Below are 26,666 nucleotides of genomic sequence, written 5' to 3'. Positions count from 1 at the left end.
GTTCGGAGCGCGCTGGTGGACGGACGGCAAAATGATCGCGCCGATGCTGCCCATGCCGCCTACCATAACTCGGTGTCACGGCTGCGGGCGCTATTTTTGGATTGCCGAGGCGAAAGGGATTGGGGAAATCCACTTCAGAAGGCAGTATTAAGGGAGCGAGGATGCGCCCGGTTGCGGATGGATCATGGCGCCCGGATCCCGTTGCGGAGTTCATCTTTACACGCACACGCGATCTTCTGCTCATCGCCTCGAACCATCGTCCCCTCATAGAGCGCGAAGCTGGGAAGGGCCTCCCAGCCCCCGAGACGGAAGGGGCGCCCGGGTTCGATCGGCACCCACTCCCCGTTCAGGCGGCGGGCCAGATGGACATGAGCCGCGTCCGCAAACCCACCCTCACAGGAGGGATGCCCGAGGGGATCCCCCGCCCGAACGCGAGTGCCCGGCGGGACACGGCCCTCCGCGGCGATGTGAAGATACACCATCACCCAGCCGGTCTCCTCCCGCCCATCCCCATCCGTATCCAGAACCACGATGCCTTCCCCTGTGCGCACCACCACGCCATCCGCGACCGCCCGCGCCCAGTAGCGGGAGATGGCGCATCCCTCCACATCCGGCGGCGCGAAATCCAGCGCGCCCCACGCCGCTCCATTCCCCCAGCCCCCGTGCGGCCCGCCCGTGAAATACCAAAGCTCTCCATCCCCCCATGGCAGCTGCCAAGCGGGTTCCGGAGGCATCGACGGCGCTGGCCCCGGGCGGAACGGTTCCCCAAAGAGCGCACGATAGACCGCTGGGAACCCCGAGGGACCCACCGCCCGGGCCCAGGCTTCGGGAGGGAGCACTGCGGCTAAGAAGGCCTGCACCGCTACCGTCCCGGCGTTCAAACCATCGGCCACCCGCACCCGCCGCCCATCGGCGAACCGTATGGTCCACATGTGGCGCCCCTTAAAGCCGTAATAGCCATCGTTCAACCGATCCGCCGCCCAGTTCAACTGCCGGTAGAGGCCCTCGTAACCCGGCTGCTGCCAGCCCATCGGGTAAAGCCGGGCCCGGTCATCCGCCGGTTCCCCGCGCACCCAGCCGCTTTGCATCTCCAGCAGGGTCAGCAACACCCGCGGGCCCACACTATGGTTGCGCGCCACCTCTTCCACCATCTCGATCCCCGTCCAGACCCTTCCCCCTACGATCTCCTGATAGCGGCTCAGATAACCGCCCAACCGGCGAATCGCCTCTGCGGTGGAGAAATCCCGATATGCGGGCCCATACACCAGCTCGGAATCCGGGATCAGCTTGAGCGCCGGCCCCTGGGCCTTCACCCCCACCGGGATCCACAACGGTTGCCCGACCTGAAGACGCTGGGGATCGAGCCCGGGGTTCAGCGTCAGGATCGCCTCCACGGTCGTCTGGAACTGCGGGGCCAGAGCCGCCAGGGTATCTCCCGCCTGCACCAGATACAGCTCCCGATCCGGATCCACCCCGGCGCGCGGAGGATCCGGCGTGGGCGTCCTCACCGCAGGTGGGGACATCGCGGGAAGACGCTCCGGGGTCCCGAGAGGGAAAGGCGCCTCCGGAGCCGCCCGGGCCTGACAGGCGATCCCGACCAGACAGATCCATCCGATGAGCGCACGTCGCGCCTTCCGGATCCCGAAGGTCAATCCACCGCACGCCATCCCAGCATCCCTGGACCCGAAGGATGGAAATCCCCGCCTGCCGCCCGATCAGATCCCCGGTTCATCCGCGCCCCTCATCCGTGGACAGCGCCTCCCCACGATTATGATCCCGATGGGAATTCAAAGGAAGGGATCGAACCCCGGCCGTTCCATGCAGGCCCCGCCGGAGGTTCCCCCTGGGATCACGAACGCTGCTAAGATGGAAGGGGATTCCCTTCATGTCTCTTCCTGGGCGATCCCCGCCCTCTCCGGGATGGGAGGAGGGAAATGGCGTTACGCTACCATGCGATCACCGATGTGCCGGGCATTCGCGTGGGCCACGCCCACGATCTGAAGGCGCTCACCGGAGTTACGGTCGTGCTCTGCGAGAAGGGCGCCGTTGCCGGTATGGATCAGCGCGGGGGCGCGCCGGGGACGCGGGAGACGGACGCCCTGCGTCCTATGCATCTGGTTCAGGAGGTGCACGCGGTGGTGCTGGCGGGCGGCAGCGCCTTCGGCCTGGACGCCGCCTCCGGCGTGATGCGCTATCTGGAAGAGCAGGGGGTGGGGTTTGAGACCCCGGGCGGACGGGTGCCCATCGTCCCGGCCGCGATTCTGTATGATCTGGGGATCGGCGATCCCCGGGTTCGCCCGGACGCGGCGATGGGTTACGCGGCGTGTCAGGCCGCGACCGATGGGCCGGTGCCCGAAGGCAACGTGGGGGCAGGAACCGGCGCAACGGTGGGCAAGATCCTGGGCATGCAATATGCCATGAAAGGAGGGATCGGCACCGCCTGCCTGGAGATCGGAGATGGGATTCGGGTCGGCGCGCTGGTCGCGGTCAACGCCCTCGGCGATGTCGTGGACCCCCACACCGGCGCCATCTTGGCGGGCGCCCGTCGCCCGGATGGCCAGGGATTCGCCGACACGATGGCCGTCCTGCGCGTCCTGGCCGGCCAGGTTTCCCTGAGCTTCCGCCGGCGGATCCCTGAAAACACCGTGATCGGCGTGGTCGCGACGAACGCCCGGCTATCGAAGGAGGAAGTGAACAAAGTCGCCCAGATGGCCCATAACGGCCTCGCCCGCACCATCCGCCCGGCGCACACCATGCTGGACGGCGATACGATGTTCGCGCTGGCGACCGGCGAAAAGGAGGCCGATGTCAGCATCATCGGCGCCTTCGCCGCTGAGGCGGTGGCGGAGGCCGTGATCCGCGCGATCCGAGCTGCCGAAGGCGTCCCCGGGATCCCCGCATGGCGGGATTTTCAGTAGGGGCAACTCGGGCGGCTGCCTGCAGGAGGCCAATCGGTGGGCGTGGCCCCGGACGACGAATCCGGGGAAAGGAGCGTCCAGATGTCTCGCTTTTATCGGGGTGGGATGCAGATCCTCGGGCTAACCGGGCTTGCGCTGGGGATCGCGGTGCTCTTCAGCGGGCTTCAGGGCGGCCTCACCTTCCACCGGATCTCCGACGGCCTGTTCTGGATCGGTCTGATTTACTTCCTCATCGCCGCGTTCCCCGCAGTGGCGGAGATGGGAGGCAACATGGCGGCGCCATGGCAGGCCCTGCGAGAGCAGCGGCCGCTGGTGGAGGTGCTCCACGATCACCGGGCGCGCTACGCGCCCTGGATGGCGGTGACATGGCGCTTCGGGCTGGCCGCCCTCCTGTGCCTGGCCCTCGGCCTGGGGCTGGGCCTTCTGTAGAGAATCCGGCAGGCGGGCAGGCGGATCCGGAACAGGGGAGAGGGGGTGGCCCCGCACCCTGGAATGGGTTCGCAGGACGGGCAATCCGGTGATCGTGACTGACCGTGGGGAGCCCATTGCGCAAATTCTGCCCCCGCCACCGGAAAAGCCCGGCGCATGGCTGGGCGCCTTCCGGAACTCCGGCCGCATTGTGGGCGACATCGTCGAGCCCGCAACGGATGAGACCGCATGGGAGATCCTGTAGGAATGAAGCTCCTGCTCGACACACATATCTTCCTCTGGAGCCTCCTGGAACCGGAACGGTTAATGCCCGTCTCTTGCAGGCGCCCCAAATTCCCACGCTCGCCAACCGGTGAGCACGGGGGAGCCCCGCTTGACCGGGGAAGCGGGCCCCGTGTAAAATGAAGAACGGCCCTGCGGGGTGGTGTAAGGGGCAACACACCGGACTCTGGATCCGGGTATGGAGGTTCGAGTCCTCCCCCCGCAGCCAGCGGAAGGGGCCGCCCGGGGCGGCCCTTTCTTCATCACCCGGCCTCTTCGATCTGTGAGCTCCCCGGCCTGGGGCAGGCAGGAGGCGGGCATCTCGAACACGCCTATCCCCAAAGCCCTGCGATGCACAGGAGGTCCTATCGTGTTCGCTGTGGTCGAAATCGGCGGGCATCAATATCGCGTGAAGGCAGGCGATCAGATCCAGGTCGAAAAACTTCCCCTGCAGGCCGGCGCCTCGCTGGAGATCGACCGGGTTCTGATGGTTGGGGAAGGGGAACAGGTTCGGATCGGCCAGCCGGTCATCCCGGAGGCCCGGGTTCGGGCGACCGTGCTGGGGCATGTGAAGGGAGAAAAGATCATCGTCTTCAAATACCGGCCGGGCGCCAAGCGTTACCGGCGCAAGCAGGGCCACCGCCAGACCTACACGGTCCTGCGCATCGACGCGATTGAAGCTGGCGTCCCGGCATCCGCATAAGGGGAGGCAACCATGGCCCACAAGAAGGGTGGCGGCGCCAGCCGCAATGGGCGAGATAGCGAATCCAAACGCCGTGGCGTAAAGCGGTTCGACGGCCAGTTCGTGCGGGCCGGCAATATCCTGGTCCGCCAGTGCGGCACCCGGATTTACCCCGGCAAGAACGTAGGGATGGGCCGGGATTACACCCTCTTCGCCCTGATCGATGGATATGTGCGCTTCGAGTTCACGCGCGGCGGCCGGAAACGGGTGAGCGTGTATCCGGAGCCGGTCCGCCCGAACGACGCGTCCCCAAACGGAGGTGATGCATGAAGCCGGGAATTCACCCCTCATGGTATCCCAACGCCCAGGTGATCTGCGCCTGCGGCAACACCTGGACCACCGGCGCGACGGTGCCGGTGATCCGGACGGATGTATGTTCGAAATGCCATCCGTTCTTCACCGGCGAGCAGCGGATCGTCGATAAAGAAGGCCAGGTGGATCGCTTCATGCGGCGTCTGAGCGCCCGGGATGAGGCTTACCTGAAAGCGCGAGCGGAGCGGGCGCAGCGCCGTAAGCGGAAGCAGACCGTGGTGGAGGTCGTCGAGGAGCCGGAGGAGATCCTCGAGACCATGGAAGGAGAAAGCGAGGGCGAATAAAACCGTGCGGGCGGGTTCTGGAAGGGCCCGCTCGCATTGTTTTCCCCCGGACGCATGCCCCCGGGCTCGAATCCAGGTGCCCATTGCCCTCGGAGCCCTTCGAAGATCCAGCGCCATGATCCGGGAGGAAGGCGGCATGGACTCGATGCGGACAGGCTGGGTGGAAGTGATCTGCGGTTGCATGTTCAGCGGCAAAACCGAGGAGCTGATCCGCCGGCTCCGCCGCGCCCAGATCGCCCGTCAGCAGGTTCAGGTGTTCAAACCCCTCCTCGACACCCGCTATGGAACCGAAAGAGTCCGCTCCCACAACGGCCTGGACATCGAGGCTGTCCCGGTTCCCCATGCCCGAGCGATCCTGGAGCACCTTCACCCCGGGACCACGGTGGTGGGGATCGATGAGGCCCAGTTCTTCGACTGGGAGATCGCCGACGTGGTCCAGGAGCTGGCGGAGCGGGGGATCCGGGTCATCGTGGCTGGTCTGGATATGGATTTCCGGGGCGAGCCGTTCGGGCCGATGCCGCTTTTAATGGCCCAGGCCGAGCAGGTGGACAAACTCCACGCGATCTGTGTGGTATGTGGGGCGCCGGCCACCCGGACCCAACGGCTCATCAACGGGCGGCCCGCCCGCTACGATGATCCGGTGATCCTGGTGGGGGGAAGTGAAACGTATGAGGCGCGCTGCCGCCGCTGTCACGTGGTTCCCCGCGATTCACCCGATCCCCGTTAGAGACAGGGCCACCGGGCTGGAATGGAGGCCGGAATGAAGGAGACGCGGGTGGAAACCCCATCCCGCTGGGGATGTGAGGATCTCATCGAGCGCATCCTGATCCCTGCAGAGGTGTTGCAGCGCCGGATCGCCGAACTGGGAGCCCAGATCTCCCGGGATTACGCAGGCAAAGACCTGGTGCTGGTTTGCGTGCTGAAGGGTGGGGTGATGTTTCTGACCGATCTCATGCGCCATATCACGATTCCCCATGAAATCGATTTCATGGCGATCACCAGCTATGGGATCGGCGTCCGCCAGTCCACCGGAGTCGTGCGCATCCTGATGGATCTCCAGACGAACATCGAGGGGCGCCATGTGCTGATCGTGGAGGACATCGTCGACAGCGGCCGAACGCTGGACCATATCCTGCGGCTCCTCTGGACGCGTAACCCCGCTACGCTGCGGGTCTGCGCATTGCTGGATAAGAAAGCCCGACGAGAGATCCACGTCCCCCTGGATTACGTGGGTTTCGAGATCCCCAATGTTTTTGTCTTCGGCTACGGGCTGGATCTGGATGAGAAGTTCCGCAATCTCCCCTTCGTTGCCGTGCTCCGGACCGAGGGGTTGGGGGCGATCGAAGACATAGGGGACGCTCCCCTCGAGACCTCCGATGAGCGCTGAGCATCCTAGAGCGCTCCTGCGGCCGGGCGAACCTGTCCGGGACGAGCGGGTCTTCCTCTATTATGTGAAATCGATGCTGGAGGAATCCCCCACATTGAACCGCCGGAACCGCCCCCCCACATAAGCGTCCCGCCCGATCAGGGATTGCTCCAGGACGGCGTTCACAATCCGCGCCCCGCTATCCACAATGGAGTCCCGGATGATCGCGTTCTCGATGAAGCATCCATCCGCGATGGTCGCGTAAGGGCCGATCACGGCATGTCGCACATGGGCGCTGGGGGAGATAAAGACGGGGGGGATGATCACCACGCCCTCCCGCTGGGCCTCCCGGGAATTGTCGTGGCCATGGGAAAGGAGATATCGGTTCGTCTCCAGCACGGCCTCCGGCGTCCCGCAATCCACCCATACGTTCACCTCTCGAACCCGCAGCCGCTGGCCATACTCCAGGAAGATGTTCAGCGCATCGGTGAGGAAATACTCGCCCCGCGTGCGGATGCCGCGGGCCATCAGCTCCTCACAGGCCCTGACCAGCAGGGGGCCATTGCGGATGTAATACATCCCAATCACCGCCAGACGGTTCTCCAGACTGGTCGGCTTCTCCACAAACCGGGTGACATAGCCCCGCGCGTCCAGCTCCACCACCCCGAAACGACGGGGGTCCTCGACCTCTTTCACGAAGGCGATCCCGTCCGCATCCAGGGCATCCAGATCCTGAAGATCGGCCTCAAACAGGGTATCTGCGAAGATGATCACGATGGGGCCATCGATGTAGTCGCGGGCCAGCCAGAGGGCATGGGCCTGCCCGAGGAGCTCCTTCTGCTCCACATAGCGGGCCGGCAACCGGTAAGTGCTGTCCACATAGTGCTGGATCTGCTCGCCCAGATAGCCCACAATGAAGATGTATTCCTCCGGGTTCAGGGCCGCCAGCTTCTCCAGGATGTAGCCCAGGAAGGGTTTGCCGGCGACATTGATCAGCGGCTTGGGCTTGCTGTAGGTGTGCGGACGCAGCCGGGTTCCAAACCCGGCCACCGGGATCACCGCTTTCATCGTGCCGCCTCCCCGCTGTGAGATTCCGTTCCCACGAGGATCTCCGGTAGCATTATAACCTGGATCCCCCTTTGATCCCCGAAGCCCCACAGGGAAACCCACCGCGTAACTCGCGGACAATCCCAGGGTGGTGGATGCCGGGAAAGCAGGCCTCCCCTTCCCGGGCTATCGGAAAGACAGGGCGGCGAGTTGAGTTATAATAGCTCCGGCATCCCGGCGGGAGGTGAACCCCATGCGCCCGAAGCGCGAGACCTATACGGTGGAGATCGCGGGGCTGGTCCGGCATCTTCCGCTATTCGAGATCGCCCCTGGCGTGCGTATCGCGATCTTCAATATGCTGGGAGACACGGAGGTGGTCCTGGCAGCGGCCAAAGAGCTGGCCAAACGGATCCCCAAGGAGGCGGAGGTCATCGTCACCCCAGAGGCCAAGGCGATCCCCTTGGCTTATCAGCTTTCGATTGAGACCGGCCTGCCCTATGTGATCCTGCGCAAGAGCTATAAACCCTATATGGGCGAGGCGCTGAGCGCGGAGACCCTCTCGATTACGACAGGGCAGCCCCAGACGCTGTATCTGGACGAGAAAGATATCGAACTGGTTCGGGGTCGGAAGGTGGTGCTGGTGGATGACGTGATCTCCACCGGATCGACCCTGCAGGCGATGCGCCTGCTCATGAACAAGGCCGGTGCCATCGTGATCGCGGAGGCGGCCGTGTTCACGGAAGGCGAGCGGGCCCGGTGGCGCCATATTATCTCGCTGGGACATCTCCCCATTTTCACGAACAACACCAGGAAGGAATGACTGGGGCGCACGCGATGCCCAAGCGCATGTCCTTGGCCGAGGCGATCGACCGTTATGTCCATGATGGGGATCTGGTTTACCTGGCCGGGTTCACTCATCTGATCCCCTTTGCGGCCGGGCATGAGATCATCCGCCAGCGGAAGCGAGGGCTGATCCTGGCCCGCGCCACCCCGGATTTGATCTACGACCAGATGGTGGCGGCCGGATGCGCGCGGCGGCTGATCTTCTCGTGGGCCGGTAACCCCGGCGTGGGGATGCTCCATGCCATCCGCCGGGCGGTGGAGGCCGGGGAGATCGAGATTGAGGAATACACCCATTTCGCGATGGTGGCGCGATTGACGGCAGGGGCGGCAGGGTTGCCCTTCATGCCGATGCGGCCCTCTGGCCACGATCTGCCCCGGGTCAACCCCCATTACCGGGAGATCACCTGCCCGTTCACCGGCGAGCGCCTGATGGCCGTCCCGGCCCTCCAGCCCGATGTGGCCATCGTGCATGTCCAGCGGGCGGATGAGGAGGGAAACGCCCAGATCTGGGGCATCATCGGGGAACAGAAGGAAGCTGCCCTCGCCGCCCGACGGGTGATCGTCACCGCTGAGGAGATCGTCCCCCCCGAGGTGATCCGTCAGGATCCGAACCGGACGGTGATCCCGGGCTTTCTGGTGACGGCCGTCTGTCATGGGCCCTACGGCGCGCATCCCTCCTACGCCCAGGGCTATTATGATCGGGATAATGCCTTTTATGTGGAATGGGATGCCATCTCCCGGGATCCGGAGCGCCTGAACGCATGGCTGGAGGAATGGGTCTATGGGGTTCCCGACCGGGCGGCCTACTGGGAGAAGCTGGGGCCGCAGGTCCATCAGCGGGTGGCGATCCGCCCGGCGTGGAGCGCGCCGGTGAATTATGGAGAGGTGCTTGATTAGGGGACGCGCGGATCGGAGCCACGCGGGCTCCCCTCGCGGTCACCGGATCTGACATGAGAGCGGAGGAAACTATGCTGTTCATCCGGTATCCCTACGTGCGCTGGTTCATCGCCCTGCTCATGCTGATCTGGGCCGGGATCGGGATCGGGGCGCGGCCCCAGGGGCCCGCTCTGATCGGCATCGTCCTGGCCCTAGTGATGACGGCCCTGGCGTGGATTAACCCTCCCGGGGTTTACTCCTGGCTGATCACCCCGACCTGCCCGCAATGCGGCGGCCGGCTCCGCTGGTCCATCCTTCAGCCCGACGAGCATGACCCTTACATAGAGGAAGTCCGGGTCGCCTGCACCCGTTGCGATTGGAGCCGGACGGAGTTCCGAAACATGGTGGGGCCCCTCACGGCAGGGCCGACCTATCCGGAGTGAGCCGCCGCGGATCCATGGGGTGCCCAGGACCCAGCCGCGAGCCGATCGCCGGGCGATGCCCGCCTCCGGCTCAGTAAAAGCGCTCGACCGGCCACCCGCGCCGGTGCGCCAGCCGGCGCAGGCGGGGATCGGGGTTCACGGCGACCGGATGGCCCACGCGCAGCAGCAGATAGCGATCGGTGTAGCTATCGGAATAAAAATAGCTTTGATCGAGCGCGATCCCCTTCTCCATGGCATAGCGTTCCACCCAGTAGACTTTGCCCGGGCCATAACACGGGGGCTCCACCACCCGACCGGTGAGGCGCCCATCGATAACCTCCAGGCGGGTGCACAGGTAATCCGGGATCCCGAGGACCTCGGCCAGGGGACGCACCACATATTCGGTGGCCCCGGAGACCAGGGCGACCCGATGCCCCCGGGCGCGATGCCAGGCGATCCGCTCTACGGCTCGCGGGGCGATGTAAGGCCGCACCCACTCCTCAAACCAGCGGCGGGTTTCCTCCCGGAAAGCCGCCTCATCGGCCCCGGCGATCATCGCGGTCAGTCTGGCGCTCGCCCGGGGGAATTCCAGCAGCCCCAGGTAGTAGCGCAGGGCCAGCCAGAGGAACATCCCCCACATCGCCCAGGTCATCCGGCCGCTTCGGCGCAGATAGCGCACCCACTGCCGCCCCGAGCTCACCGAAAGCACCGTGTAGTCCACATCGAAGAAGGCCGCGACCGCCTCTTCCATTCCGGATCTGCCCCCACCCCTCTGGGAAGCCCTTATTCGAGAAGCCGGTGGGGAATTTCCGATTAAAACCCCCTCGCCTCGCGCCACATGCGGTCCAGCTCCGGGATGCGGGCCTGCTCCCGCTCCCACCACTCCGGATCCAGCTGGGCGTCCAGCTCCTCCACCGTCTTTCCCTGCTGCTCCACCCAGGTGAAGTATTTGAGATTGTGCCACCGGCGCCGGTTCTCCTGCGTCCCCTCCTGGATCCAGTCCAGCCCCTGGCCGTGGAAGATGTGAACCAGACGCACGGTAGCTTCCGTTTCATCCATCGGCCCGCACTGCCGAGTGAGCTCCGCCATCACCGATCGATAGCGCTCGATGTTATCCGTGGCGACGGTGACGATGAGATCCTTCGGGCCGAAACGATAGAATTTCGCTGTCTTGATGGCCCCCAGCACATTGGCGACCCCGCTGATGCCGAAGATCTGGGAGAGGCGCTGGATCTGCTCCTCGGGGATCCCCCAGCGGGCGAGCACCCTCCAGCCCGGCTCCTCTGTCAGAAGCTGCAGGCCCTTCTTGCAGGAGAGATCATCGATGCACATCAGGGCGTCCATGTTCATCACGTGATGGATCCAGGTGACATGCTTGTCGCCGATGCCCTGGATGTCGTGGACGCCATAGCCGTTCATATAGAGCGTGGGGCACTGGATCGGCTCCAGGCCGACGATCCGGCACGCCGGCCACACCTGCTTCAGGCGATCGCCCGCACCAATGGTCCCCGCCGAGCCCATGGCCGAGACGAAAGCGGCCACGCGGCCGTTCCCAATCCCCTGCTGGTGAAGCTGAGCCGCCAGCTCGACGATAGTGTTCCCGGTGACGTAATAATGGAAGCGATAGTTCCCGAGCTCGCTGAACTGGTTCAGGATACGCACCCGCGGATCCGCCCCCGCCAGCTCCTTGCATTTGTCGTAGATCTCTTTCACATTGCTCTCGGAGCCAGGGGTTTTGATCACCCGGGCACCGTAGGCGGCGATGCGCTCGAACCGCTCCCGGCTCATCCCCTCGGGGAGGATGACGATCCCCTCAAACCCCATCCGGCCGCCGACCCAGGCCCCGCCGATGCCATAGTTCCCGGTCGAGGGCCAGACCAGGATGTGGTGCCCCGGCCGCAGGCCTTCCAGAAGCACCTTCTCCATCAGGATGGAGTAGGCAGCCCCCACCTTGTGGGAGCCGGTGGGGAAATCCTTGGAATACAGGACCACGATGGGCGCCTCCACGCCGGTGAGGGCGGAGGGCAGGACCTCGTAATAAATCCGGCCGGCGGGATCGCGCCAGGTGATGTGAAACAGGTTGTAAGGATCCAGGGGATTGCGCGCCCGGGCCTCGAGGGCGCGCGCGCGAATCTCCGTCGGCTGACACGATGGATCCCGCATCTCCTCAAAAGTGGGTCCGAAGAACGGCAGACGCATCAGGAGCCTCCGGCATACACAGGGTCTTGTGGATCGCCTGGCCCGCTAACATCTCCCCAGGCGGAAGAGACGCTCCGCCGACAAATCGTATAATATAATAGATCCGTGAATCCATGAGGGGGAATCTCCGAAATGCGCTCTTCGACGGCTGATGAAAGGCAGGGAAATGTCGAAGCCCTGCCCTGGGGCGGCAGTTGGCGGGGTATAGAACAGGGAGCCCACCGTTCGATCCCAGAGCGCCTCAGCCGATGGCTTCTGCGCGAATGGATCTGGGTCTTCCTGATCGGATACGGCCTTTTCGTTGGCCTTCCGTGGCTTGCGCCCGTGTTCATGCGCTTGGGCTGGGAAATGCCGGCCCGCGGGCTTTACGCGCTCTACAGCCTCTTCTGCCATCAGCTGCCCCAGCGATCTCTTTTCCTGTTCGGGCCCAAGCCGATGTATTCGCTGAGCGAGATCCGTCAGGTCTGGCCCTATGAGGATCCCCTCTTGCTGCGGGAGTTCACCGGCAATCCGGCCTTCGGGTATAAGGTCGCCTGGTCGGACCGCATGATCTCCATGTATACCAGCCTCTGGGTTGCAGCGCTTCTTTATGCTTTAAGCGGCCGGCGCTGGCGGCCGCTTTCCATAGGGGTTTTCTTCCTGCTGGCCCTTCCCATGGCGGTGGATGGCACCACGCATTTCATCAATGACCTCCTCTATGGGATCGGGGAGCGCGGCTTTCGCTATGACAATGCCTGGCTCGTGATGCTGACCGGGGGGCGCCTGCCCTCGTGGTTTTATGTTGGAGATGCCCTGGGCTCCTTTAACTCGTGGATGCGATGGATCACCGGCGTGCTCTTCGGGGCCGGGCTGGGGGGCCTCGCGTTGCCTCACATCGAGGCCGCTGTCCGGGCCGCCCTGGAGGAGCGGGAAGGCGGCCCCTGGATCTGACATCCCTCGAGATCTCACTTCCGGGAGGCTGTGGATGTCCCGCCCTCCTTCCTCCGCTCGCATGCACTTGCGGATCCTGACCGTCGGCCCGCTCGCCACCAATTGCTATATCGCCGCCTGCCCGGAGACCCGGGAAGCGGTGATCATCGATCCGGGTTGGGATCCCGACCAGATCCTGGCGGTGGTCCGAGCGCTGGAGCTGAAGGTGCGCTATGTGATCAACACCCACGCGCACTGGGATCACATCGGCGCCAACGGGGCCGTGGTTTCAGCCACTGGCGCTCCGCTGGCCCTGCACCCCGCCGATCTCCCGCTCCTGCAAGCCAAAGGGGGGGCGGACTGGTGGGCGATCCCGATGCCTCCCAGCCCCCTTCCCGATCTGGAGCTGCAGGATGGGGATGTCCTGGAAGTGGGAACGTTGCGGTTTCATGTGCTGTTTACCCCGGGGCACACGCCAGGACACATCTCGCTTTATGAGCCGGAAGCCGGCGTGGTGTTCGACGGCGACGTCCTCTTCGCGCGAGGCATCGGCCGCACCGACCTGCCGGGAGGGGATTACGAGACCCTGATGCGCAGCATCCGGGAGAAATTGCTCCGCCTTCCCGATGCAACACGGGTCTATCCCGGACACGGATCGTGGACGACCATCGGGGAGGAACGGGTGGCCAACCCTTTCCTGATGAGGGACTGAAGGACAGGACTCCAGGAAGGGGGTTGGGGGCGCCCGACGCCCCCAACCTCTGAACGATCTTTCCTCATCCCCACAACCTTCCGGTCATGGGTTGGATCCCCCATTACGGAGATTCCAGCACGATCAGGCTATCCGCAAGGATGGTGTGGTCCGGCTGCTCGAAGCCGGAAAGGTAAACATACTGGCCCACCTGAGGAGTCCCGATGAGGGCCGTGGTGGGGAGCACGAGCACCTGACGCCCATCCACTCGATAGCCATGGGGAAGCGCCTCCTCGACCACCCCTTCCCATTCTCCTTCCGCCTCCGGACGCCGCAGCACCTCGAAAGACTCCGCGATCAGCCCCCCATCGGGGGCGCGGGAGCCGATCACCGTCACGTAGACCCCGGGAGGCAGCGGGCCCTCCGCATCGAGGTCAGGGGAAACCCGAACCCGATGGCCGGCCACCTGATAACCGCCCGGGATGATGGCCTCAACGGGGCCCTCCAGCGAAAGGACCTCATCTGCCGACGAGGCGCTCCCCTCCGCCGGAGGGGATCCAGATGGCATGGATGGGGACTGGGGTCCCCTCATGCCCGGGGATGGGATCGCAGGCGCTGTCCGGAAAGGTCCAGGCAACCTCCCACCCGGAGCCCTCTGGACGCACCCGAGGATGGCCATCCCGATGATCAGGAAACCGAGAAGGATTCGCCGGAGACGCATGTTGCTCCTTATCCGGGCTTATGATCAACGACCCATGGCGTGTGGGGCGACGCGCGGAAGACGCGCCGCCCCACACATTGGGATTAGAACCGATCGGCCGAAGGGGTAAGCGGATGCATTATCCTACGGCCGCCGAGTGGGCGGGGCACCGGGTTTAGGGCCTTGAGCGCCAGGCTTCGGAAGCTTCGGCGAGCGCGCGATCACCGTGCGGGCCAGCCAGGTTCCATCCGGATTGCCCACTGCCCGGGCGGTCAGGATATCCCCCACCTGAAGATCCGCCAGGGTGGCATGGGGATGACCTGGGATCCGGATCCGAGTGTGGGCATCGGTCACCAACCGGACCTGCTCACCCTCCCGGGTTTGGATCACCAGAGTGTTCCCCTCCACGCCCTGCAGGGTGCCGTGGAACAGGCGATGAGGGCGCCGAGCGATCACCCGGCCCGCCAAGAACGTTCCCTCCACAAAATGCCCGATGACCGTGACGGGATAGCCGACGCCGATATCCGACCATGTCGGCGAGATCACCCCCGTGACGTGCAGGCGCGTATGCGCGGTCCACTCCACCGGGATCGTCTCGCCCGCTCGGGTCTTCATTTCCAACCGTCGTGCCGCGACGTCGATTCGCACCACGTGCCCATGACGCACCTGAACCGGGCCCCGGATGATCACCCAATGGGCCTCCAGGGATCGGCCCTCTTCCAGCCAGCGCCCGTGGACAGTCGCCCGATCCCCCACCCGCACCTCACTCAGGTCCGCCCGCACAAAGCCGGGGACGTGGAAACGAGTCGCCTCCCGGATCTGAACCTCCAGGGTGCCCCACCGCTCGGTGTTCAATGTAATAGAATGATCGCCGACCGCGGTGATGCTTCCCCTGACCAGAACGGGGCGACCCAGAGCGGGGGTCGCTGTAGGGGATGGTCCCTGGGCCCACACCGTTCCCACCGGAAGCAACATCCACCCCAGGATCAGGAGCCAGAGTCCTATTCGACGCATGTTCCACCTCCTCTGGAAGTATTTTCCATCAGGAGGATGGGCGCCGCCGGCGGCGATGCTCCTCTGGAAGACCGCTCCGATCTCGGGTTGCGCAATCCAAGCGCATCGCTTCCCTGGATCGACCTCGAGGGAATCCCGAATAGGAGGATCCCCATAGGGCGCTCATCCCATCATGAATAACGGGCGGGACGCTCTTCGGTTATGGGCCTTCGACCTTTCCCAGAAGCGCGGGGAGATGCGGGGTTCTTCTGACTGGGGCTTGGCGAAAGCGGCTCCTACCGGTTCCGAGGGGTTCACCCATCGGGGCGAAAGCGGGAACAACGGATTGCAAAACAAGGAGGAGTGCGGTGCCTAGGCACCGCACTCCCAGGGGATCCCCCGGATCGAGAAGCCCCGGGTTTCCCCAGCGAATCACGATGGCCAGCGGGAAAGGACCTGCGAATAAAGGCCCGATACGGCTTGCCCGAACACGGTGAGGGCAACGAGGACGGCCAGCGCAATCAGTAAGGCCAGCAATGCGTATTCGACCAGTCCTTGACCCGCTTCACGTCGGAAGCGCGACATCTGGTCTCCCGATCGATCCGAGGTGAGGGGCCTTCCTTTATCCTCTCATAGATGAGGGGACCGCTTATACAACCTGGATGGCCGTGAACCAAATGGACAGAGAAGATGAAGGATGTCGCTTCCATGCTAAGGAAGGGGCGCAGGCTCGCCCCTGGGACTTTGGTCATGGGGGGAGATCGTCGGAGGGGCCTTGCGAGCCTTCCCAGACCCCGGCAACCAGGAAGCTACGCCGTCAGAGACAATCCGTCCTCCAGGATCAAGCCGGTGAGATACGATCGCGGAACGAATTCGAACCATGGGGTCTCCTCACCGGTGAGCGGAGGAAAGCGCTGGGCCCGGGCAGGATGGGGGCCGATCCCGGCCGGCCATCGTTTCTCCGAAATCGCCACGACGAAAAAGGGGCGTCGGAACGCCCGGGCCAGGACCGCCAAAGCCAGGGTCCCCACTTTGTTCACGATCCCATCCTCGTCCCATGCATCCGCCCCGACCATGACCAGATCCACGTGCGGAAGCCAGCCCATCGCGGCGAGATCCGGAAGGAGGATCGCCGTGTGGCCCATCGCCGCCACCTCCTCGGACATCCGCCGCCCTTCCCCTCCGGGCTCGGCCACCGGACAAATCACCTGAAGATAGCGGCCCTTCTCCGCTGTGAACGCCAGCGCCCGAGCCACCAGGCCGCTCCGGGAATGGGTCAGGATCGTCCGGGCGGAGCGAAGCAATGCAGCGGCGTGCCGGGCAGCAGCCCGCTCATGGACTTCCAGCCGGCGTCGGAACTTCTGCAGCGCAGAGATCAGATCCGCTCGAGCCGCTGGTAAACGGGAAGCCTCCCGGATGGCCTGACGGGCGGCTTCCGCCAGATGCCGGGGAGGTGCCATGTCAGGATGTGCCTGAATGAGGGTATGTAGCAATCCCTCCAGCGCTGAGCGGAAATCCTCTACCCGATCCACCGGAGCGATCCGGGCCCATTCCTCCACAATCCGAGCCGCCCGAACTGCCAGCGCCATCGCCCCGGATGTCCGATCCTCTTGATAGGCCTTCAACGCCTCCTCCCAGTCGAAGCGCTCCACAAAAGCCTCCTTTCGAAAACGGATCGGGCGTTGCCCGGCCGAGGAAGGCCACCGATGGGATGACAGGGCAGACGGCAAGGTCGCCCGCCCCCGGCGTCGAGCGGGTCGCCTGCAGCGATCCGCTCGACTTCCAGAGCCTCCAGGAGGAAAATCCACAGCGAAACTCCGGCGGGAGTGATGCAGCCGGTTTCCTTCCGGGGGCTCCTATGTAGAAAGCCCGGCTGCGCAAGCCTTATCCTATACAGGGGAGGCATGGAATCGCGATGGGCTCCAACTGGCTTTTCGAGCATATCGCGCCGTTCTATGATGCGGCCACCCGGTTCCTGGATCCCGCACCACTTCGAGATTATCTGGATCCTCCGACCGGAGGACGACTGCTGGATCTCGGCGGAGGGACCGGGCGGGTGGCCTTCGCCTTTCGGGAGATGGCCGGCTTGACGATCGTGGCCGACGCAGCCTGGGGAATGCTCCAGGTAGCTCGACAGCGCCCGAAACTGATCCCGGTTCAGGCCCTCGCCGAGCGCCTTCCGTTCGCAGATGGAGCCTTCGACCGGATCGTCATCGTCGACGCCCTACATCATTTTATTGATGCAGCGGCCGCCATCCAGGAGGCCGCCCGGGTGCTCCGGCCGGGAGGCCGGCTGGTGATCGAAGAGCCGGATATCCGACGCTGGCCGGTTAAGGGAATCGCGCTGCTTGAACGGCTGATCGGCCTGCGCAGCCGGTTCCTGAGCGGGGAGCGCATTCGGGAGCTGATGGAAACGGCTGGACTGTCAGCGCAGGAATCGGTGGATCGGCGATCCTTTCGCCTCTGGGTGGTCGGGCATAAGGAGGAGAACGCCCGGTAAGGGACTCCCCGGCGCGTAGTCTTCTGAAGACCCACCTACAAGCGACAGCCCGGCCGGACAACCCGGTCAGTTGGGTTTCCGCCTCGACCGGTGAATGCCCCACCACCATATATACGGGGGATGGATCCCTACGCCGAAACAAACAGGGCCGGCGCGATCGCGCCGGCCCTCGGAGCGCCCCCTCCGGGATTCGAACCCGGATCCCGCCGCTTAGAAGGCGGCCGCTCTTTCCCTTTGAGCTAAGGGGGCAAGCTTCCTCATGCCCTATGATAAGGAAAGAGGCAAGCGCCAAATTTAGGAAAAAGGTCACAGGGGAAAGGACGGGCCCGCTCATGGAGCCTCGATCGAAATCAGAGCGCTCTCAGAAGAGAGACCGTGGAGAGCAGAGGGAAGGATATGCTCGAACTCCAGCCGGAGCTCGAGCGCTCCTGAGGCGGGATGGAGAAGGAATGCCCCTCACCTGCCATAGGATCAGCCCGTCGTAAAATGAGCCAGGAAGTGAATCAGGGACCGGCCCTACAATAACACAATGGAACAAACCTGTCAAGGGAAAGAGATCCGACACGGGACCATGGGACCGCTGAGCGGTTTGCTGGAATTTCTGGAAGCAGAGCCTCTCCTTTCCCAGACCGTTGAAGCCTTAGCCATGGGAAGGCGCATCCAGATGGCGCTTCCCCGGTGGGCGTGGTCGTTCTGGATCGCCGGGCTGGCCCGGCGGGCTTTGCGGCCGATGTTGATTGTAGCGGGGACCGCAGAAGGGGCCCAGCGGATGGCCCAGGACCTGGCCCTCTGGCTGGGGGTGGAGCGGATCCACCGGTTGCCGGAGCCCCCGGCGCTCCCTTACGAGCGGGCGCCGTGGCCTCCGGAGATCCGCGCGGAGCGCCTGGCCGCCCTGGCCGCCCTGGCGGGTCTGAACGGGGATCCTGCGCCGGTGGTGGTGGCCTCCATCCGCGCCCTGCTCCTCCGCACGCTGCCGCCACGGCTTTTCCACCGCCTGCGCCGGATCCTGCGGGCCGGCCAGGAGCTTCCGATGGAGGGCTTCCTCCGGTATCTCCTGGAGGCCGGGTATGAGCCGGTCACCGTCGTCACCCAGCCCGGGCAGTTCGCCCGCCGCGGGGGGATCGTGGATCTCTTCCCCTCGACGGTTTCGGAGCCGATCCGGATCGAGTGGGAAGCGGACCGCATCGCCACCATGCGCGCCTTCGATCCCGTCACGCAGCGGACGCTCCGGCCGATCGAGCAGGTTCGCATCCTGCCGGCCCGGGAGGCGCTGCCGTCCTACGGCCCGGCGATCGCGGAGCGGCTGGCCGCCTGGCAGCCATCCGTGGAGGCCCCCGCGGAGGCGGAAGCCCTCGAGCGGGAACGTCAGGCCCTGGCCCGCGGCGTTCCTTTCCCGATGCTGGAGTTTTACCTCCCCTATTTTTATGCCGATTCCACCACTCCCCTCGCATATCTTCCCGAGGACGGATGGGTGCTTCTCCTGGACGAGGCAGACATCCAGGCGGCGTGGAACGAGCTGATGGAGGAAGCCACAGCGCTGCGGGCCCGCGCGGAGAGCGCGGGGTTCCTCCCCCCGGATTATCCCGATCCTTTTGTCGACCGGAGGAGCTGGGAGGCTCATCGGAATCGGCGCCCGCAGCTTCAGATCACGGCGATCCCGGAAGGGGGCGGGTTCCCCTCTCTGCCCATGGAAGCTCCGCCCCGCTTCGGCGGGCAGCTCCAGCGCATCCTGGAGGACCTGAGCCGGCGCCTGCATCTGGGCGAGGCCGTGGTGGTGGTCAGCCGCCAGGCCGCCCGGCTGGCGCAGGTCTGGTCCGATCACGCCCATGGAATGGAAGAAGCGGCCTGCAGCATCCCGGCCCTGGAAGCCCCGCCCCTCCCCCGGCGGATCTACTTCCTCAACGGGGCGCTGAGCGGAGGCTTGCTGTTCCGATCCCGGGATGGGCGGCGCTTCGCCCTGCTCACCGACGCCGAGCTCTTCGGGGTGTTTCGTCCCCTCCCCTGGCGCCGGCGCGCCCGGCGAGGCCCGCCCCCCGAATGGATCCGGGAGCTCCGGGAAGGCGATTATGTCGTCCACGAGGATTTCGGCATCGGCATCTTCGAGGGCCTGGTCCGCCTGAACCTGGACGGCGTGGAGCGGGAGTATCTGGTGGTGCGCTATGCCGGCAACGATCGGCTGTATGTGCCGGTGGATCAGGCGGATCGGGTCAGCCGGTATGTGGGCCCGACGGATCAGCCCCCGGAGATCCACCCTCTGGGGAGCGGGGACTGGGCTCAGGCGCGGGCGCGGGCACGACAGGCGGCGGCCGAGGTGGCCCGCGAATTGCTGGAGCTTTACGCCCGACGCGAGGTGGCCCGGGGCCACGCCTTCTCGCCGGACACGCCATGGCAGCGGGAGTTGGAGGCTTCCTTCCCCTTCATCGAGACGGAGGATCAGCTCCGGGCCATTGAGGAGGTCAAGGCGGATATGGAGCGGCCGCGGCCCATGGATCGATTGCTGTGCGGGGACGCGGGGTTCGGGAAAACCGAGGTGGCCCTGCGGGCGGCCTTCAAGGCGGTGATGGACGGCAAGCAGGTGGCCATGCTGGCCCCCACGACCATCCTGGCCCACCAGCACTACGAGACCTTCCGCGCCCGCCTGGCCCCCTTCCCGGTGGTGGTGGAGGTCCTCACCCGGCTCCGCTCGCCGAAGGAGCAGGCGGAGATCCTGCGCCGGCTCCGGGAGGGGGAGATCGACATCCTCATCGGCACCCATCGTCTGCTCCAGCCGGACGTGGTGTTCAAGGACCTGGGGTTGGTGATCATCGATGAGGAGCAGCGCTTCGGCGTGATGCACAAGGAGCACTTCAAGCGCCTCCGGGCGGAGGTGGATGTGCTCACCCTCACGGCGACGCCGATCCCCCGCACCCTCTATCTGGCCCTGAGCGGGCTGCGGGACATCAGCCTGATCCAGACGCCGCCGGAGGAACGGCTGCCGGTGCAGGTCTATGTGGGGCCCTACGATGATCGCCTGGTGCGCTCGGCGATCATGCGGGAGCTGGATCGCGGGGGGCAGGTCTTCGTGGTCTACAACCGGGTGCACGGCCTGGAGGCCTGGAAGGAGCGGCTGGAGGCCCTGGTGCCGGGGGCCCGCTTCGGCATGGCCCACGGCCAGATGCCGCCCCGGCAGCTGGAGAAGACCATGATGGCCTTCACGCGGGGGGAGATCGACGTGCTGGTGGCCACCGACATCATCAGCAGCGGCCTGGACATCCCCAACGCCAACACGATGATCGTAATCCGGGCGGACCTCTTCGGGCTGGCCCAGCTCTACCAGCTGCGGGGGCGGGTGGGCCGCAGCGTGCTGCAGGGCTACGCCTATTTCCTCTATGATCCGAAGATCCCGCTCGCCGCGGAAGCCCGGGAACGGCTGGCAGCCCTCTACGAGATCCCCGGGCTGGGGGGCGGCTTCCAGCTGGCGATGCGGGATCTGGAGGTGCGGGGCGCAGGGGAGATCCTGGGCACCCGTCAGCACGGACACATCGCGGCGGTAGGCTTCGACCTCTACATGAAGATGCTGAACCGGGCCATCGCCGAGCTTCGGGCGGAGCGGGAAGGAGCGCCGCCACCGCCGACCTCGGAGGGGGTGACCCTCAACCTCCCATGGCCCATCGGCCTGCCGGAGGATTACGTCCCCGATCCCGCCCTGCGGCTGCAGCTCTACCGCCGGATGGCCGGGATCCAGACCCTGGAGGGGGTGGCCGAGATGGCCCGGGAGCTGGAGGATCGATTCGGCCCCCTCCCGGAGGAAGCCCGCAACCTCCTTCAGCAACTGCGCCTCAAGATCCTGGCCGCCCGGGCGGGGATCGAACGGATCCATGGGGAGGGGCGGACCCTGGTCCTGCGGCCGGCCCCGGCGGGGGCCGATGGGCTCATCCGGGAACTGGGGGGCTGGGTCGCCGACGGCGCGGTGCGCCTCCCCCGTCGCCCATCCTGGCCCCAGGATCTGGAACGCGTCCTCCGACGCTGGGCCGGGCTGCCCGAAGCCGCCGGAAGCCGTTGAAGAAGCCGCGGACTCGGATCCTCCCGCTTTCGTTCATCCCGATCTCGGCCGGGAACCGGATCGCCGAGCGGAGGTCGAAGATCCGGCCCCGCCGGTGCGGCCATCGAGGCCCAACCGGGCGGGAGCGCCGCCATCCGTTGCAGGGAGCGGAGGCGGAGGGCTCCCCCTTCCGATCAGGGGGTAGGAAGCCATTCCATCAGGGTGTTACGACAACCCTCCCCTCCTCGCTCCTCCACCACGAGGACCATCGCCTCCCCCGCATCCCAGCCTCCCCACACGCGGGCGGATCCAGAAAGCGTCACCACTTCGCGCGCCCGTCCCGTCCGATCCACCGCCATCACCTGCGCCGGGTTGACCTCCCTGGCCCCCCACACCTCCGCTCCTCGGATCCCAATCGAGCCAGGGATCAGGCCGGACAGGGGTCGCACTCCTTCGGCATCCGGCGGCAGCGGCAGCCAGCCCACCTCCCAGCCGGCCGGCCCTTCCCGCGCCACCACAAACCCGCTTCCCCCCGGCGCCCAGCCTGGCCGCCAGAGTTCGGTCCAGCCCGGGAACCGCCATCCTTTCCCTAAATCCAACTCCGCGGCCGGGGCCACCCACACCCCGGTGATCCGCCCCGCGGTCCGGTCGAAGATCGCCGCCCCGATCCACCGTCCATCCCAGGACACCTCCCAATTCACCGGGACCTCCTCCGGCCCCCACCCCAGGGCCGTCCCATCCAGAACCCGCCCGCTGCGGATCTCCACCACCTGCCCCAGGGAGGCCAGCCGGATGCTGCCGTCCGGCCCCTGCTCTAAAATGACCGGCGCGCCCTCCAGCACCCAGCGTCCTTGCCCCACCACGATCGCGCCATACGGCAGCAACGCGTCCGTCCCGACCACCACCCGTCGGTAGTGAACCGGCCCTGCCGCCGGCGTCCCCCATTCCAGGGGGATCCGCCAGATCCTCACCTCGTCAAAAGCCTCCGGCACCTCGGGAACCGGGGTGGGAGGCCGCCTCCGGGGAGGCGGCGAGGGCTCGGCCCGGGGCGGTCGGGGCGTGGGGGTGGGAAGCCGCACCACCGTCTCCGCTTGCAGGGCTACCGCCCACGGGCTCTCCGTCCCCACCGCCAGCCACCCCGCCCGGAGAGGCGTCCCCTGCGGGTCCCTCACCGGCTCCCATCGCTCTCCTCCCAGCGATCCCCGCCATACCCCGCCATCGGCATCCAGGGCCACCACCATCCCGCCACCGGCGTAGCCGGCCCAGACCATCGACGCCGGCGCGTTCAGGTTCCTCAGGTCCTCTCCTGCGCGCCACGTCACCACCGATCCCTCCGCCGTCGCTGCCACCCACCGCCCATCCGGAGCCCGCGTGGGCCGATCCCGCGGCCCGATCCACCGGACGTCCGGGATGAAGCAGAAGGGGAAAACCGCGGGGCTGCGCCGATGGGCATCTCCCTTCCGATCCAGGATCATCCGCATCGAGGTGCACCCCTGGCCGATCCAGCGGACAACCCAGACGTCCAGGAAGCGGCCGTCCGGGGAGCGGTCAAAGGGAAGCAGGTAAAGAGGCGCCGGGGCCCCCGGCGTCAGCCGGCGCAGGACCCCTCCGGCCCGCCTCTCGGCCTGCCAGGACCAGCCAGCCGGGTCAGGGAATGAGGGCGCGGCGGACACCTCGGCCCCGCTCGGACAGGCCGGCGTCGGGGAGGGCCAGAGAGTCCACGTCGGGGAAGGCGGGAGGGGAGCACGAAGGGTGGGGGGACCCGATGGGATCGGCGCGGGTGTTCCCGCCCGACACCCCAGGATCAGCATCCATCCGATCCCGATGATCCAACGCCCTATCCGTCGCATCGCCATCTCCCGACTCAGTGGGTTCGATCGAGCGCCGGAAGGACCGGATGGGGAGCACGCTGCGCGATGACAGGATCCCCCGCTCCGGCCTCGATCCATCGCCTCCCCATCCCGACCTCAAATGCCGAAAGGCCCAGCGAGCCCCTCACGGGGTATCGGTGAGGGATCCTGCAAGCGGCAACTCCAGAAGCGCGAAGCGACAGGGCGTCCCCGATGCCATCCGCTCGAAGGCCCCGATCCACACCCGTTCCCCCTCCCCCAGCAGGCCGTAGATCCGCTCCACCACCGCGGAGAGGTCCCACTCCCCTTGCTTGCGCCCCGCTCGATCCCACAGCGACAACGCCGCCGGATTCGCGCGGGACACGGCCACCAGGCCGTGGGCGAGGAAGGCGATGGGACCAGTGGGGGCGGCATCCATCAGGGCCACCGGCTCCGCGGAGGGATCCGGTGGGAGCCGCAGCCATTCCAGCTGGCCCCGCTGCACATGATAAAGCACGAGGCCGCCTCCCGATGGTTCCCATGCGATCCAGCGTCGGCCCTCCCAGCGGCGCATCCACCCCGGCCGCTCCCCATCCAGCAGATATAGGCTGCGGCCCTCCCGGAGCGTGCCGTCCGGCCCCAGGTCCCGAAATCCTACGGCCAGCCACTGCCTGTCCGGGGAAAGCGAGAGACTCGGTCCGAACCGCACCGCAGCGGATTCCGCGGGCGGATCCTGGAATCCCAGCTCCACCAGGCTCATCACCTGTCCGGAAGTTCCATCGATCAGGGCGCCGAACTGCCACAGCGGTTTGCTCCCCGGCGTCTGGATCTCCACCGGGCACCACAGCACCCATCGGGAGCTGGTCCCCCAGGGGAAGAGCTCACACACCGCTTCCCCGTCCCCCGGAATACGGGCGATGGGGAGGGGCGGGAAGGACTGAAGGGGGGTTCCCGGACGGGCCAGGATCCGCCAGGAAGGGAGGTGGGCCGGCTGCCCGAGGACACTCCCAATGGCCAGCCCGATCCATTCCGACCGATCCCATGTCCAACTCTGGAAGATCCAGTCTTCCGCGCTCGGCATCCTCCAGTCGCACCCGTCCATCGGCGCCCACCTGCAACCGGTAGCCGTCGATGTGGTCCGTGGGGAACGCCTTCTGTCGCTCCTGCAGCCGGGCCGCGCTGCAGGGGGCCCAGATCGCCAGGGCTGCTGTTTCCACGTGGGGACGGAGGATCAGCTCGGGGGGCAGCCGGAAATCCCGGGTCTGATCCGGATGGGCCCGACGGTGGGCGTCGTCCCTCAGGTCAATAAGGACCTGAAGGCTCATCCCGTTCTCCGGGTTCAGCAACACGATTCCCTCCAGGGAGGTCCCATCCGCGCGCACCTGCCAGGGGAGAACCGGAAGGCCCAGCCCCTGGATCCCCCGCATAGGCCGGCCGGCGAGGGTCAGCGGGCTCCAGCGCCAGCGGCCCGGGTCTGGGAACCGGGCCTGCTCCGCCGGAGAGGGATGCTCCGGATCCTCAATCCCCTCCAGGCGGCAGGCCGGCGCGCCCGCATCGCCAGGCCCGTGAAGACCCGCGCCCGTTCCCCTTCGATCTCCAGGAGCATCGGCTCTTAGTGCCAGCCCGGCTTCGCCTGGTTCCGCATCGCCTGGACCTCGGAGTCCCGTAGCGATCGCACCCCCAGCTGCCCGCCGCCCAAATGGCGAAAGCCTCCCGCTCCCCCTCACGGATAAACCCACCAGATCAACCAGCGACCCTGCCGCCGGATCAGGAAGAAATGGGCATTCAGGGCGGGGGCCGCCTGCAGCGCCTCCGCACACGGCCCTGCGCATACTACCACCCACCATGAACGGGCCAGCACCTCCCGCCCGCACATATTGGCGATCAATTCCCCATACGGAGACTCCCCCGCCGGCCGGGGATCGGTCACCCGTTCCGGGGGGATCCGTGCCTCCGCCGGCAGGGCAGGCGTGGCCGGGGTTGCCAGCCGGGCCCAGTCGATCTGTGCCCAATGGGAGGGATCGTGGGCCTGCCGCACCGTCTCCGGGTCGCCGGAGGTGGCAGCCCGGAGCACGGCCAGGGCTTCCTCCTTGGAGAGAGGGGTGATTTCCAGGCCCTGGGGGTTTGGGCATCCCTGGACACCGGAGACGATCACCCCGGGCCGCAGGGGGAGGGGAGAGGGATAGATCTCAGGGGGCAAGGTCGGCCCGGGGGTGGCAGCGGAGGTGGGGGAAGGGGAGGGCGAAGGCGAAGCGGACGGGATGGGCGTGGGGAGCGGGGAAGACGAAAGGGACCCCAGAGAGGAGGGGGTCGGGTGGGCTTCCCCGCATCCTGCGCCGAGGATCGCCAGGCCGATGGCCCACGCCCGCATCATCCCTCGAAGTCGATGAATCCCTCCTATCATCGTCTCCTCCATATCTTAAGATCTTACGATCTCACGATGAGCATTGCGCCAGCACCCGCACCTCGCAGGAGAAGCACCCTCGCTGGACAGGATCGTAAAAGTAGGCGAAGGTGGGCTTGGTCAGGTCGATGATGGCCGCCCGACCCCCTCGGCAGTCTGCGCAGGACCGATTACACAAATCCGTGTCTGGATGATTGGGAACACAATCTGAAATACAATTCGCCCGCTGGCAAGGTCCGCAGCTGGCGATATAGACGGTCCTCACCTTAGTGCTGCATTGGTCATAGACCACCACATCCTTGCCGCAAGCGAGGTAAATCTGGTTTTTACAGTTCCGAGAGCAATCGCAGCAGTTCCAGGTGCAACAGCCACAGGTATCCATCGCAGGCCAGGCAGCCTGATCACTGCGAGCGAGGTTGCATGTCCCGCAGCGGCCTGCGCCGGTCGGGCAATCAAACCAGCCTGCATACCCCGTATCGATATACCAGCACAAGCCATTCGGGCCGACCTCGATACGATCTGCCGCAGGTGGGGAATCGGTGGGGGAAGGGCTCCTCTCGACTTGGCGGGCTGGATGCACCCAGATGCGGGTGCCCCGGATCCCCTCCGGGATCCGCTCTCCAATGACATCCACGAAATCCCCTTCCTCCAGTCGAAGGGGAGATGCATCCCGCGGGCGTTCAGTAAGCCAATCGGCCACCGACACCTCTTCCCCAAGTTCTAATCGGAGAGTCCTCGGTGCGTTGTGCAGACCGCCCGTCCGCAGCTCATAGCCTCCCGGGATCACTCGTGTCACCACCCCTGCACCCGGGTCAGATTGGCCCATAGTCGGAGGGCCGTTCCTGAAGGAATGTGGAGACGGATCATCAGCTCGTCTCCCCTTGTGAGGGCGGAAAGGGGACGCTCGCCGCCTTTCCAAA

26 protein-coding genes, 2 tRNA genes and 1 pseudogene are annotated in these 26,666 nt (G+C 66.0%); 16 read left to right on the top strand and 13 right to left on the bottom strand.

The window, feature by feature from the left end; all coding sequences use genetic code 11:
- Window positions 1–182: 182 nt before the first annotated feature.
- The gene (locus VAE54_RS02720) at window positions 183–1,667 is read right to left on the bottom strand and encodes a LysM peptidoglycan-binding domain-containing protein (RefSeq protein ID WP_322800396.1); all 1,485 of its coding nucleotides are present in this window, start codon (window positions 1,665–1,667) and stop codon (window positions 183–185) included.
- Window positions 1,668–1,934: 267 nt separating this feature from the next.
- Between VAE54_RS02720 and VAE54_RS02715 the strand changes: the two genes are divergently transcribed.
- The 9 genes and pseudogenes from VAE54_RS02715 to hpt all read left to right on the top strand — a co-directional run bounded on the left by VAE54_RS02715 (window position 1,935) and on the right by hpt (window position 6,333).
- The gene (locus tag VAE54_RS02715; RefSeq protein ID WP_322800395.1) at window positions 1,935–2,918 is read left to right on the top strand and encodes a P1 family peptidase; all 984 of its coding nucleotides are present in this window, start codon (window positions 1,935–1,937) and stop codon (window positions 2,916–2,918) included.
- Between the two features lie 81 nt (window positions 2,919–2,999).
- Complete coding sequence (locus tag VAE54_RS02710) at window positions 3,000–3,347, top strand: hypothetical protein (protein WP_322800394.1); 348 nt, start codon at window positions 3,000–3,002, stop codon at window positions 3,345–3,347.
- Between the two features lie 88 nt (window positions 3,348–3,435).
- Complete coding sequence (locus tag VAE54_RS02705; protein WP_322800393.1) at window positions 3,436–3,591, top strand: hypothetical protein; 156 nt, start codon at window positions 3,436–3,438, stop codon at window positions 3,589–3,591.
- A 171-nt stretch (window positions 3,592–3,762) separates the two neighbouring features.
- A tRNA-Gln gene (locus tag VAE54_RS02700) sits at window positions 3,763–3,837 on the top strand.
- Between the two features lie 141 nt (window positions 3,838–3,978).
- On the top strand, window positions 3,979–4,311 hold the full coding sequence (gene rplU / locus VAE54_RS02695; protein ID WP_322800392.1) for a 50S ribosomal protein L21: 333 nt from the start codon (window positions 3,979–3,981) through the stop codon (window positions 4,309–4,311).
- A gap of 12 nt (window positions 4,312–4,323) precedes the next feature.
- On the top strand, window positions 4,324–4,620 hold the full coding sequence (rpmA, locus tag VAE54_RS02690; protein WP_322800391.1) for a 50S ribosomal protein L27: 297 nt from the start codon (window positions 4,324–4,326) through the stop codon (window positions 4,618–4,620).
- Window positions 4,617–4,823: pseudogene (gene rpmE / locus VAE54_RS14515) on the top strand (50S ribosomal protein L31); the annotation flags it as partial. The gene rpmA and the pseudogene rpmE, both read left to right, overlap by 4 nt.
- A 259-nt stretch (window positions 4,824–5,082) precedes the next feature.
- Window positions 5,083–5,673: a thymidine kinase gene (locus VAE54_RS02680; RefSeq protein WP_322800389.1), complete on the top strand. Its 591-nt coding sequence runs from the start codon at window positions 5,083–5,085 to the stop codon at window positions 5,671–5,673.
- A 33-nt stretch (window positions 5,674–5,706) separates the two neighbouring features.
- Window positions 5,707–6,333 carry a hypoxanthine phosphoribosyltransferase gene (hpt, locus tag VAE54_RS02675; protein WP_322800388.1) on the top strand — a complete coding sequence of 209 codons (627 nt, stop codon included), beginning with the start codon at window positions 5,707–5,709 and terminating at the stop codon, window positions 6,331–6,333.
- A gap of 60 nt (window positions 6,334–6,393) precedes the next feature.
- Here hpt and VAE54_RS02670 read toward each other — a convergent pair whose 3' ends face one another.
- Window positions 6,394–7,380, bottom strand: a complete 987-nt coding sequence (locus tag VAE54_RS02670; protein ID WP_322800387.1) for a sugar phosphate nucleotidyltransferase — start codon at window positions 7,378–7,380, stop codon at window positions 6,394–6,396.
- 232 nt (window positions 7,381–7,612) lie between these two features.
- Between VAE54_RS02670 and VAE54_RS02665 the strand changes: the two genes are divergently transcribed.
- From VAE54_RS02665 to VAE54_RS02655, 3 genes are all read left to right on the top strand, one after another.
- On the top strand, window positions 7,613–8,179 hold the full coding sequence (locus tag VAE54_RS02665; RefSeq protein ID WP_322800386.1) for a phosphoribosyltransferase family protein: 567 nt from the start codon (window positions 7,613–7,615) through the stop codon (window positions 8,177–8,179).
- A 14-nt stretch (window positions 8,180–8,193) separates the two neighbouring features.
- Window positions 8,194–9,099 carry a CoA transferase subunit A gene (locus VAE54_RS02660; protein ID WP_322800385.1) on the top strand — a complete coding sequence of 302 codons (906 nt, stop codon included), beginning with the start codon at window positions 8,194–8,196 and terminating at the stop codon, window positions 9,097–9,099.
- A gap of 71 nt (window positions 9,100–9,170) precedes the next feature.
- A complete protein-coding gene (locus VAE54_RS02655) occupies window positions 9,171–9,521 on the top strand; it encodes a zinc ribbon domain-containing protein (protein ID WP_322800384.1) in 351 nt (116 codons plus the stop codon).
- A gap of 70 nt (window positions 9,522–9,591) precedes the next feature.
- Here the strand turns inward: VAE54_RS02655 and VAE54_RS02650 are convergent, their stop codons facing one another.
- Both VAE54_RS02650 and VAE54_RS02645 read right to left on the bottom strand, forming a co-directional pair.
- Window positions 9,592–10,251, bottom strand: a complete 660-nt coding sequence (locus tag VAE54_RS02650) for an HAD family hydrolase (protein WP_322800383.1) — start codon at window positions 10,249–10,251, stop codon at window positions 9,592–9,594.
- A gap of 62 nt (window positions 10,252–10,313) precedes the next feature.
- Window positions 10,314–11,699 carry a PLP-dependent cysteine synthase family protein gene (locus tag VAE54_RS02645; RefSeq protein ID WP_322800382.1) on the bottom strand — a complete coding sequence of 462 codons (1,386 nt, stop codon included), beginning with the start codon at window positions 11,697–11,699 and terminating at the stop codon, window positions 10,314–10,316.
- A gap of 132 nt (window positions 11,700–11,831) precedes the next feature.
- Between VAE54_RS02645 and VAE54_RS02640 the strand changes: the two genes are divergently transcribed.
- Window positions 11,832–12,629 carry a DUF2085 domain-containing protein gene (locus tag VAE54_RS02640; RefSeq protein WP_322800381.1) on the top strand — a complete coding sequence of 266 codons (798 nt, stop codon included), beginning with the start codon at window positions 11,832–11,834 and terminating at the stop codon, window positions 12,627–12,629.
- A gap of 34 nt (window positions 12,630–12,663) precedes the next feature.
- A complete protein-coding gene (locus VAE54_RS02635) occupies window positions 12,664–13,320 on the top strand; it encodes an MBL fold metallo-hydrolase (RefSeq protein ID WP_322800380.1) in 657 nt (218 codons plus the stop codon).
- A 103-nt stretch (window positions 13,321–13,423) separates the two neighbouring features.
- On the opposite strand, the gene VAE54_RS02630 is transcribed toward VAE54_RS02635, so the two are convergent.
- The 4 genes from VAE54_RS02630 to VAE54_RS02615 form a co-directional block, all read right to left on the bottom strand.
- On the bottom strand, window positions 13,424–13,867 hold the full coding sequence (locus VAE54_RS02630; RefSeq protein ID WP_322800379.1) for a DUF5666 domain-containing protein: 444 nt from the start codon (window positions 13,865–13,867) through the stop codon (window positions 13,424–13,426).
- Window positions 13,868–14,143: 276 nt separating this feature from the next.
- Window positions 14,144–15,013 carry a DUF5666 domain-containing protein gene (locus VAE54_RS02625; protein ID WP_322800378.1) on the bottom strand — a complete coding sequence of 290 codons (870 nt, stop codon included), beginning with the start codon at window positions 15,011–15,013 and terminating at the stop codon, window positions 14,144–14,146.
- A gap of 411 nt (window positions 15,014–15,424) precedes the next feature.
- Window positions 15,425–15,577, bottom strand: a complete 153-nt coding sequence (locus VAE54_RS02620; protein WP_322800377.1) for a hypothetical protein — start codon at window positions 15,575–15,577, stop codon at window positions 15,425–15,427.
- Window positions 15,578–15,801: 224 nt separating this feature from the next.
- Entirely contained in the window at window positions 15,802–16,644 is an 843-nt protein-coding gene (locus VAE54_RS02615; RefSeq protein WP_322800376.1) for a hypothetical protein, read from the bottom strand.
- A 263-nt stretch (window positions 16,645–16,907) separates the two neighbouring features.
- On the opposite strand from VAE54_RS02615, the gene VAE54_RS02610 reads away from it, so the two are divergent.
- Window positions 16,908–17,492: a class I SAM-dependent methyltransferase gene (locus tag VAE54_RS02610; protein WP_322800375.1), complete on the top strand. Its 585-nt coding sequence runs from the start codon at window positions 16,908–16,910 to the stop codon at window positions 17,490–17,492.
- A 175-nt stretch (window positions 17,493–17,667) separates the two neighbouring features.
- Here VAE54_RS02610 and VAE54_RS02605 read toward each other — a convergent pair.
- Window positions 17,668–17,741, bottom strand: a tRNA-Arg gene (locus VAE54_RS02605).
- 397 nt (window positions 17,742–18,138) lie between these two features.
- On the opposite strand from VAE54_RS02605, the gene mfd reads away from it, so the two are divergent.
- Window positions 18,139–21,534: a transcription-repair coupling factor gene (gene mfd / locus VAE54_RS02600; RefSeq protein WP_322800374.1), complete on the top strand. Its 3,396-nt coding sequence runs from the start codon at window positions 18,139–18,141 to the stop codon at window positions 21,532–21,534.
- Window positions 21,535–21,707: 173 nt separating this feature from the next.
- Here the strand turns inward: mfd and VAE54_RS02595 are convergent, their stop codons facing one another.
- The 4 genes from VAE54_RS02595 to VAE54_RS02580 form a co-directional block, all read right to left on the bottom strand.
- Entirely contained in the window at window positions 21,708–23,363 is a 1,656-nt protein-coding gene (locus VAE54_RS02595) for a hypothetical protein (RefSeq protein WP_322800373.1), read from the bottom strand.
- 145 nt (window positions 23,364–23,508) lie between these two features.
- Window positions 23,509–24,231 (bottom strand): hypothetical protein, encoded by a 723-nt coding sequence (locus tag VAE54_RS02590; protein WP_322800372.1) that lies wholly within the window; start codon window positions 24,229–24,231, stop codon window positions 23,509–23,511.
- Window positions 24,224–24,769, bottom strand: a complete 546-nt coding sequence (locus tag VAE54_RS02585; protein ID WP_322800371.1) for a hypothetical protein — start codon at window positions 24,767–24,769, stop codon at window positions 24,224–24,226. Before VAE54_RS02585 ends, VAE54_RS02590 begins: the two co-directional genes overlap by 8 nt.
- Window positions 24,770–25,065: 296 nt before the next feature.
- Entirely contained in the window at window positions 25,066–25,746 is a 681-nt protein-coding gene (locus VAE54_RS02580; RefSeq protein ID WP_322800370.1) for a hypothetical protein, read from the bottom strand.
- Between the last annotated feature and the right edge of the window lie 920 nt (window positions 25,747–26,666).

It is taken from the genome of Thermoflexus sp., assembly GCF_034432235.1.
Taxonomy (GTDB): Bacteria; Chloroflexota; Anaerolineae; order Thermoflexales; family Thermoflexaceae; genus Thermoflexus.
The sequence above is the reverse complement of the archived record's forward strand: the minus strand, read 5'-3'. Positions and strand labels throughout refer to the sequence as shown.

Bases quoted from the DNA above. Each gene is read 5' to 3' on its own strand.
- VAE54_RS02625 (WP_322800378.1), bottom strand. From the start codon at position 15,013: ATGCGTCGAATAGGACTCTGGCTCCTGATCCTGGGGTGGATGTTGCTT.
- mfd (WP_322800374.1), top strand. From the start codon at position 18,139: ATGGGAAGGCGCATCCAGATGGCGCTTCCCCGGTGGGCGTGGTCGTTC.
- VAE54_RS02715 (WP_322800395.1), top strand. From the start codon at position 1,935: ATGGCGTTACGCTACCATGCGATCACCGATGTGCCGGGCATTCGCGTG.
- VAE54_RS02635 (WP_322800380.1), top strand. From the start codon at position 12,664: ATGTCCCGCCCTCCTTCCTCCGCTCGCATGCACTTGCGGATCCTGACC.
- VAE54_RS02645 (WP_322800382.1), bottom strand. From the start codon at position 11,699: ATGCGTCTGCCGTTCTTCGGACCCACTTTTGAGGAGATGCGGGATCCA.
- VAE54_RS02610 (WP_322800375.1), top strand. From the start codon at position 16,908: ATGGGCTCCAACTGGCTTTTCGAGCATATCGCGCCGTTCTATGATGCG.
- VAE54_RS02655 (WP_322800384.1), top strand. From the start codon at position 9,171: ATGCTGTTCATCCGGTATCCCTACGTGCGCTGGTTCATCGCCCTGCTC.
- rpmA (WP_322800391.1), top strand. From the start codon at position 4,324: ATGGCCCACAAGAAGGGTGGCGGCGCCAGCCGCAATGGGCGAGATAGC.
- VAE54_RS02710 (WP_322800394.1), top strand. From the start codon at position 3,000: ATGTCTCGCTTTTATCGGGGTGGGATGCAGATCCTCGGGCTAACCGGG.
- VAE54_RS02595 (WP_322800373.1), bottom strand. From the start codon at position 23,363: ATGCGACGGATAGGGCGTTGGATCATCGGGATCGGATGGATGCTGATC.
- hpt (WP_322800388.1), top strand. From the start codon at position 5,707: ATGAAGGAGACGCGGGTGGAAACCCCATCCCGCTGGGGATGTGAGGAT.
- VAE54_RS02720 (WP_322800396.1), bottom strand. From the start codon at position 1,667: ATGGCGTGCGGTGGATTGACCTTCGGGATCCGGAAGGCGCGACGTGCG.
- VAE54_RS02580 (WP_322800370.1), bottom strand. From the start codon at position 25,746: ATGATAGGAGGGATTCATCGACTTCGAGGGATGATGCGGGCGTGGGCC.
- VAE54_RS02660 (WP_322800385.1), top strand. From the start codon at position 8,194: ATGCCCAAGCGCATGTCCTTGGCCGAGGCGATCGACCGTTATGTCCAT.
- VAE54_RS02630 (WP_322800379.1), bottom strand. From the start codon at position 13,867: ATGCCATCTGGATCCCCTCCGGCGGAGGGGAGCGCCTCGTCGGCAGAT.
- VAE54_RS02665 (WP_322800386.1), top strand. From the start codon at position 7,613: ATGCGCCCGAAGCGCGAGACCTATACGGTGGAGATCGCGGGGCTGGTC.
- VAE54_RS02650 (WP_322800383.1), bottom strand. From the start codon at position 10,251: ATGGAAGAGGCGGTCGCGGCCTTCTTCGATGTGGACTACACGGTGCTT.
- VAE54_RS02640 (WP_322800381.1), top strand. From the start codon at position 11,832: ATGCGCTCTTCGACGGCTGATGAAAGGCAGGGAAATGTCGAAGCCCTG.
- VAE54_RS02585 (WP_322800371.1), bottom strand. From the start codon at position 24,769: ATGCGGGGGATCCAGGGGCTGGGCCTTCCGGTTCTCCCCTGGCAGGTG.
- VAE54_RS02620 (WP_322800377.1), bottom strand. From the start codon at position 15,577: ATGTCGCGCTTCCGACGTGAAGCGGGTCAAGGACTGGTCGAATACGCA.
- VAE54_RS02680 (WP_322800389.1), top strand. From the start codon at position 5,083: ATGGACTCGATGCGGACAGGCTGGGTGGAAGTGATCTGCGGTTGCATG.
- VAE54_RS02670 (WP_322800387.1), bottom strand. From the start codon at position 7,380: ATGAAAGCGGTGATCCCGGTGGCCGGGTTTGGAACCCGGCTGCGTCCG.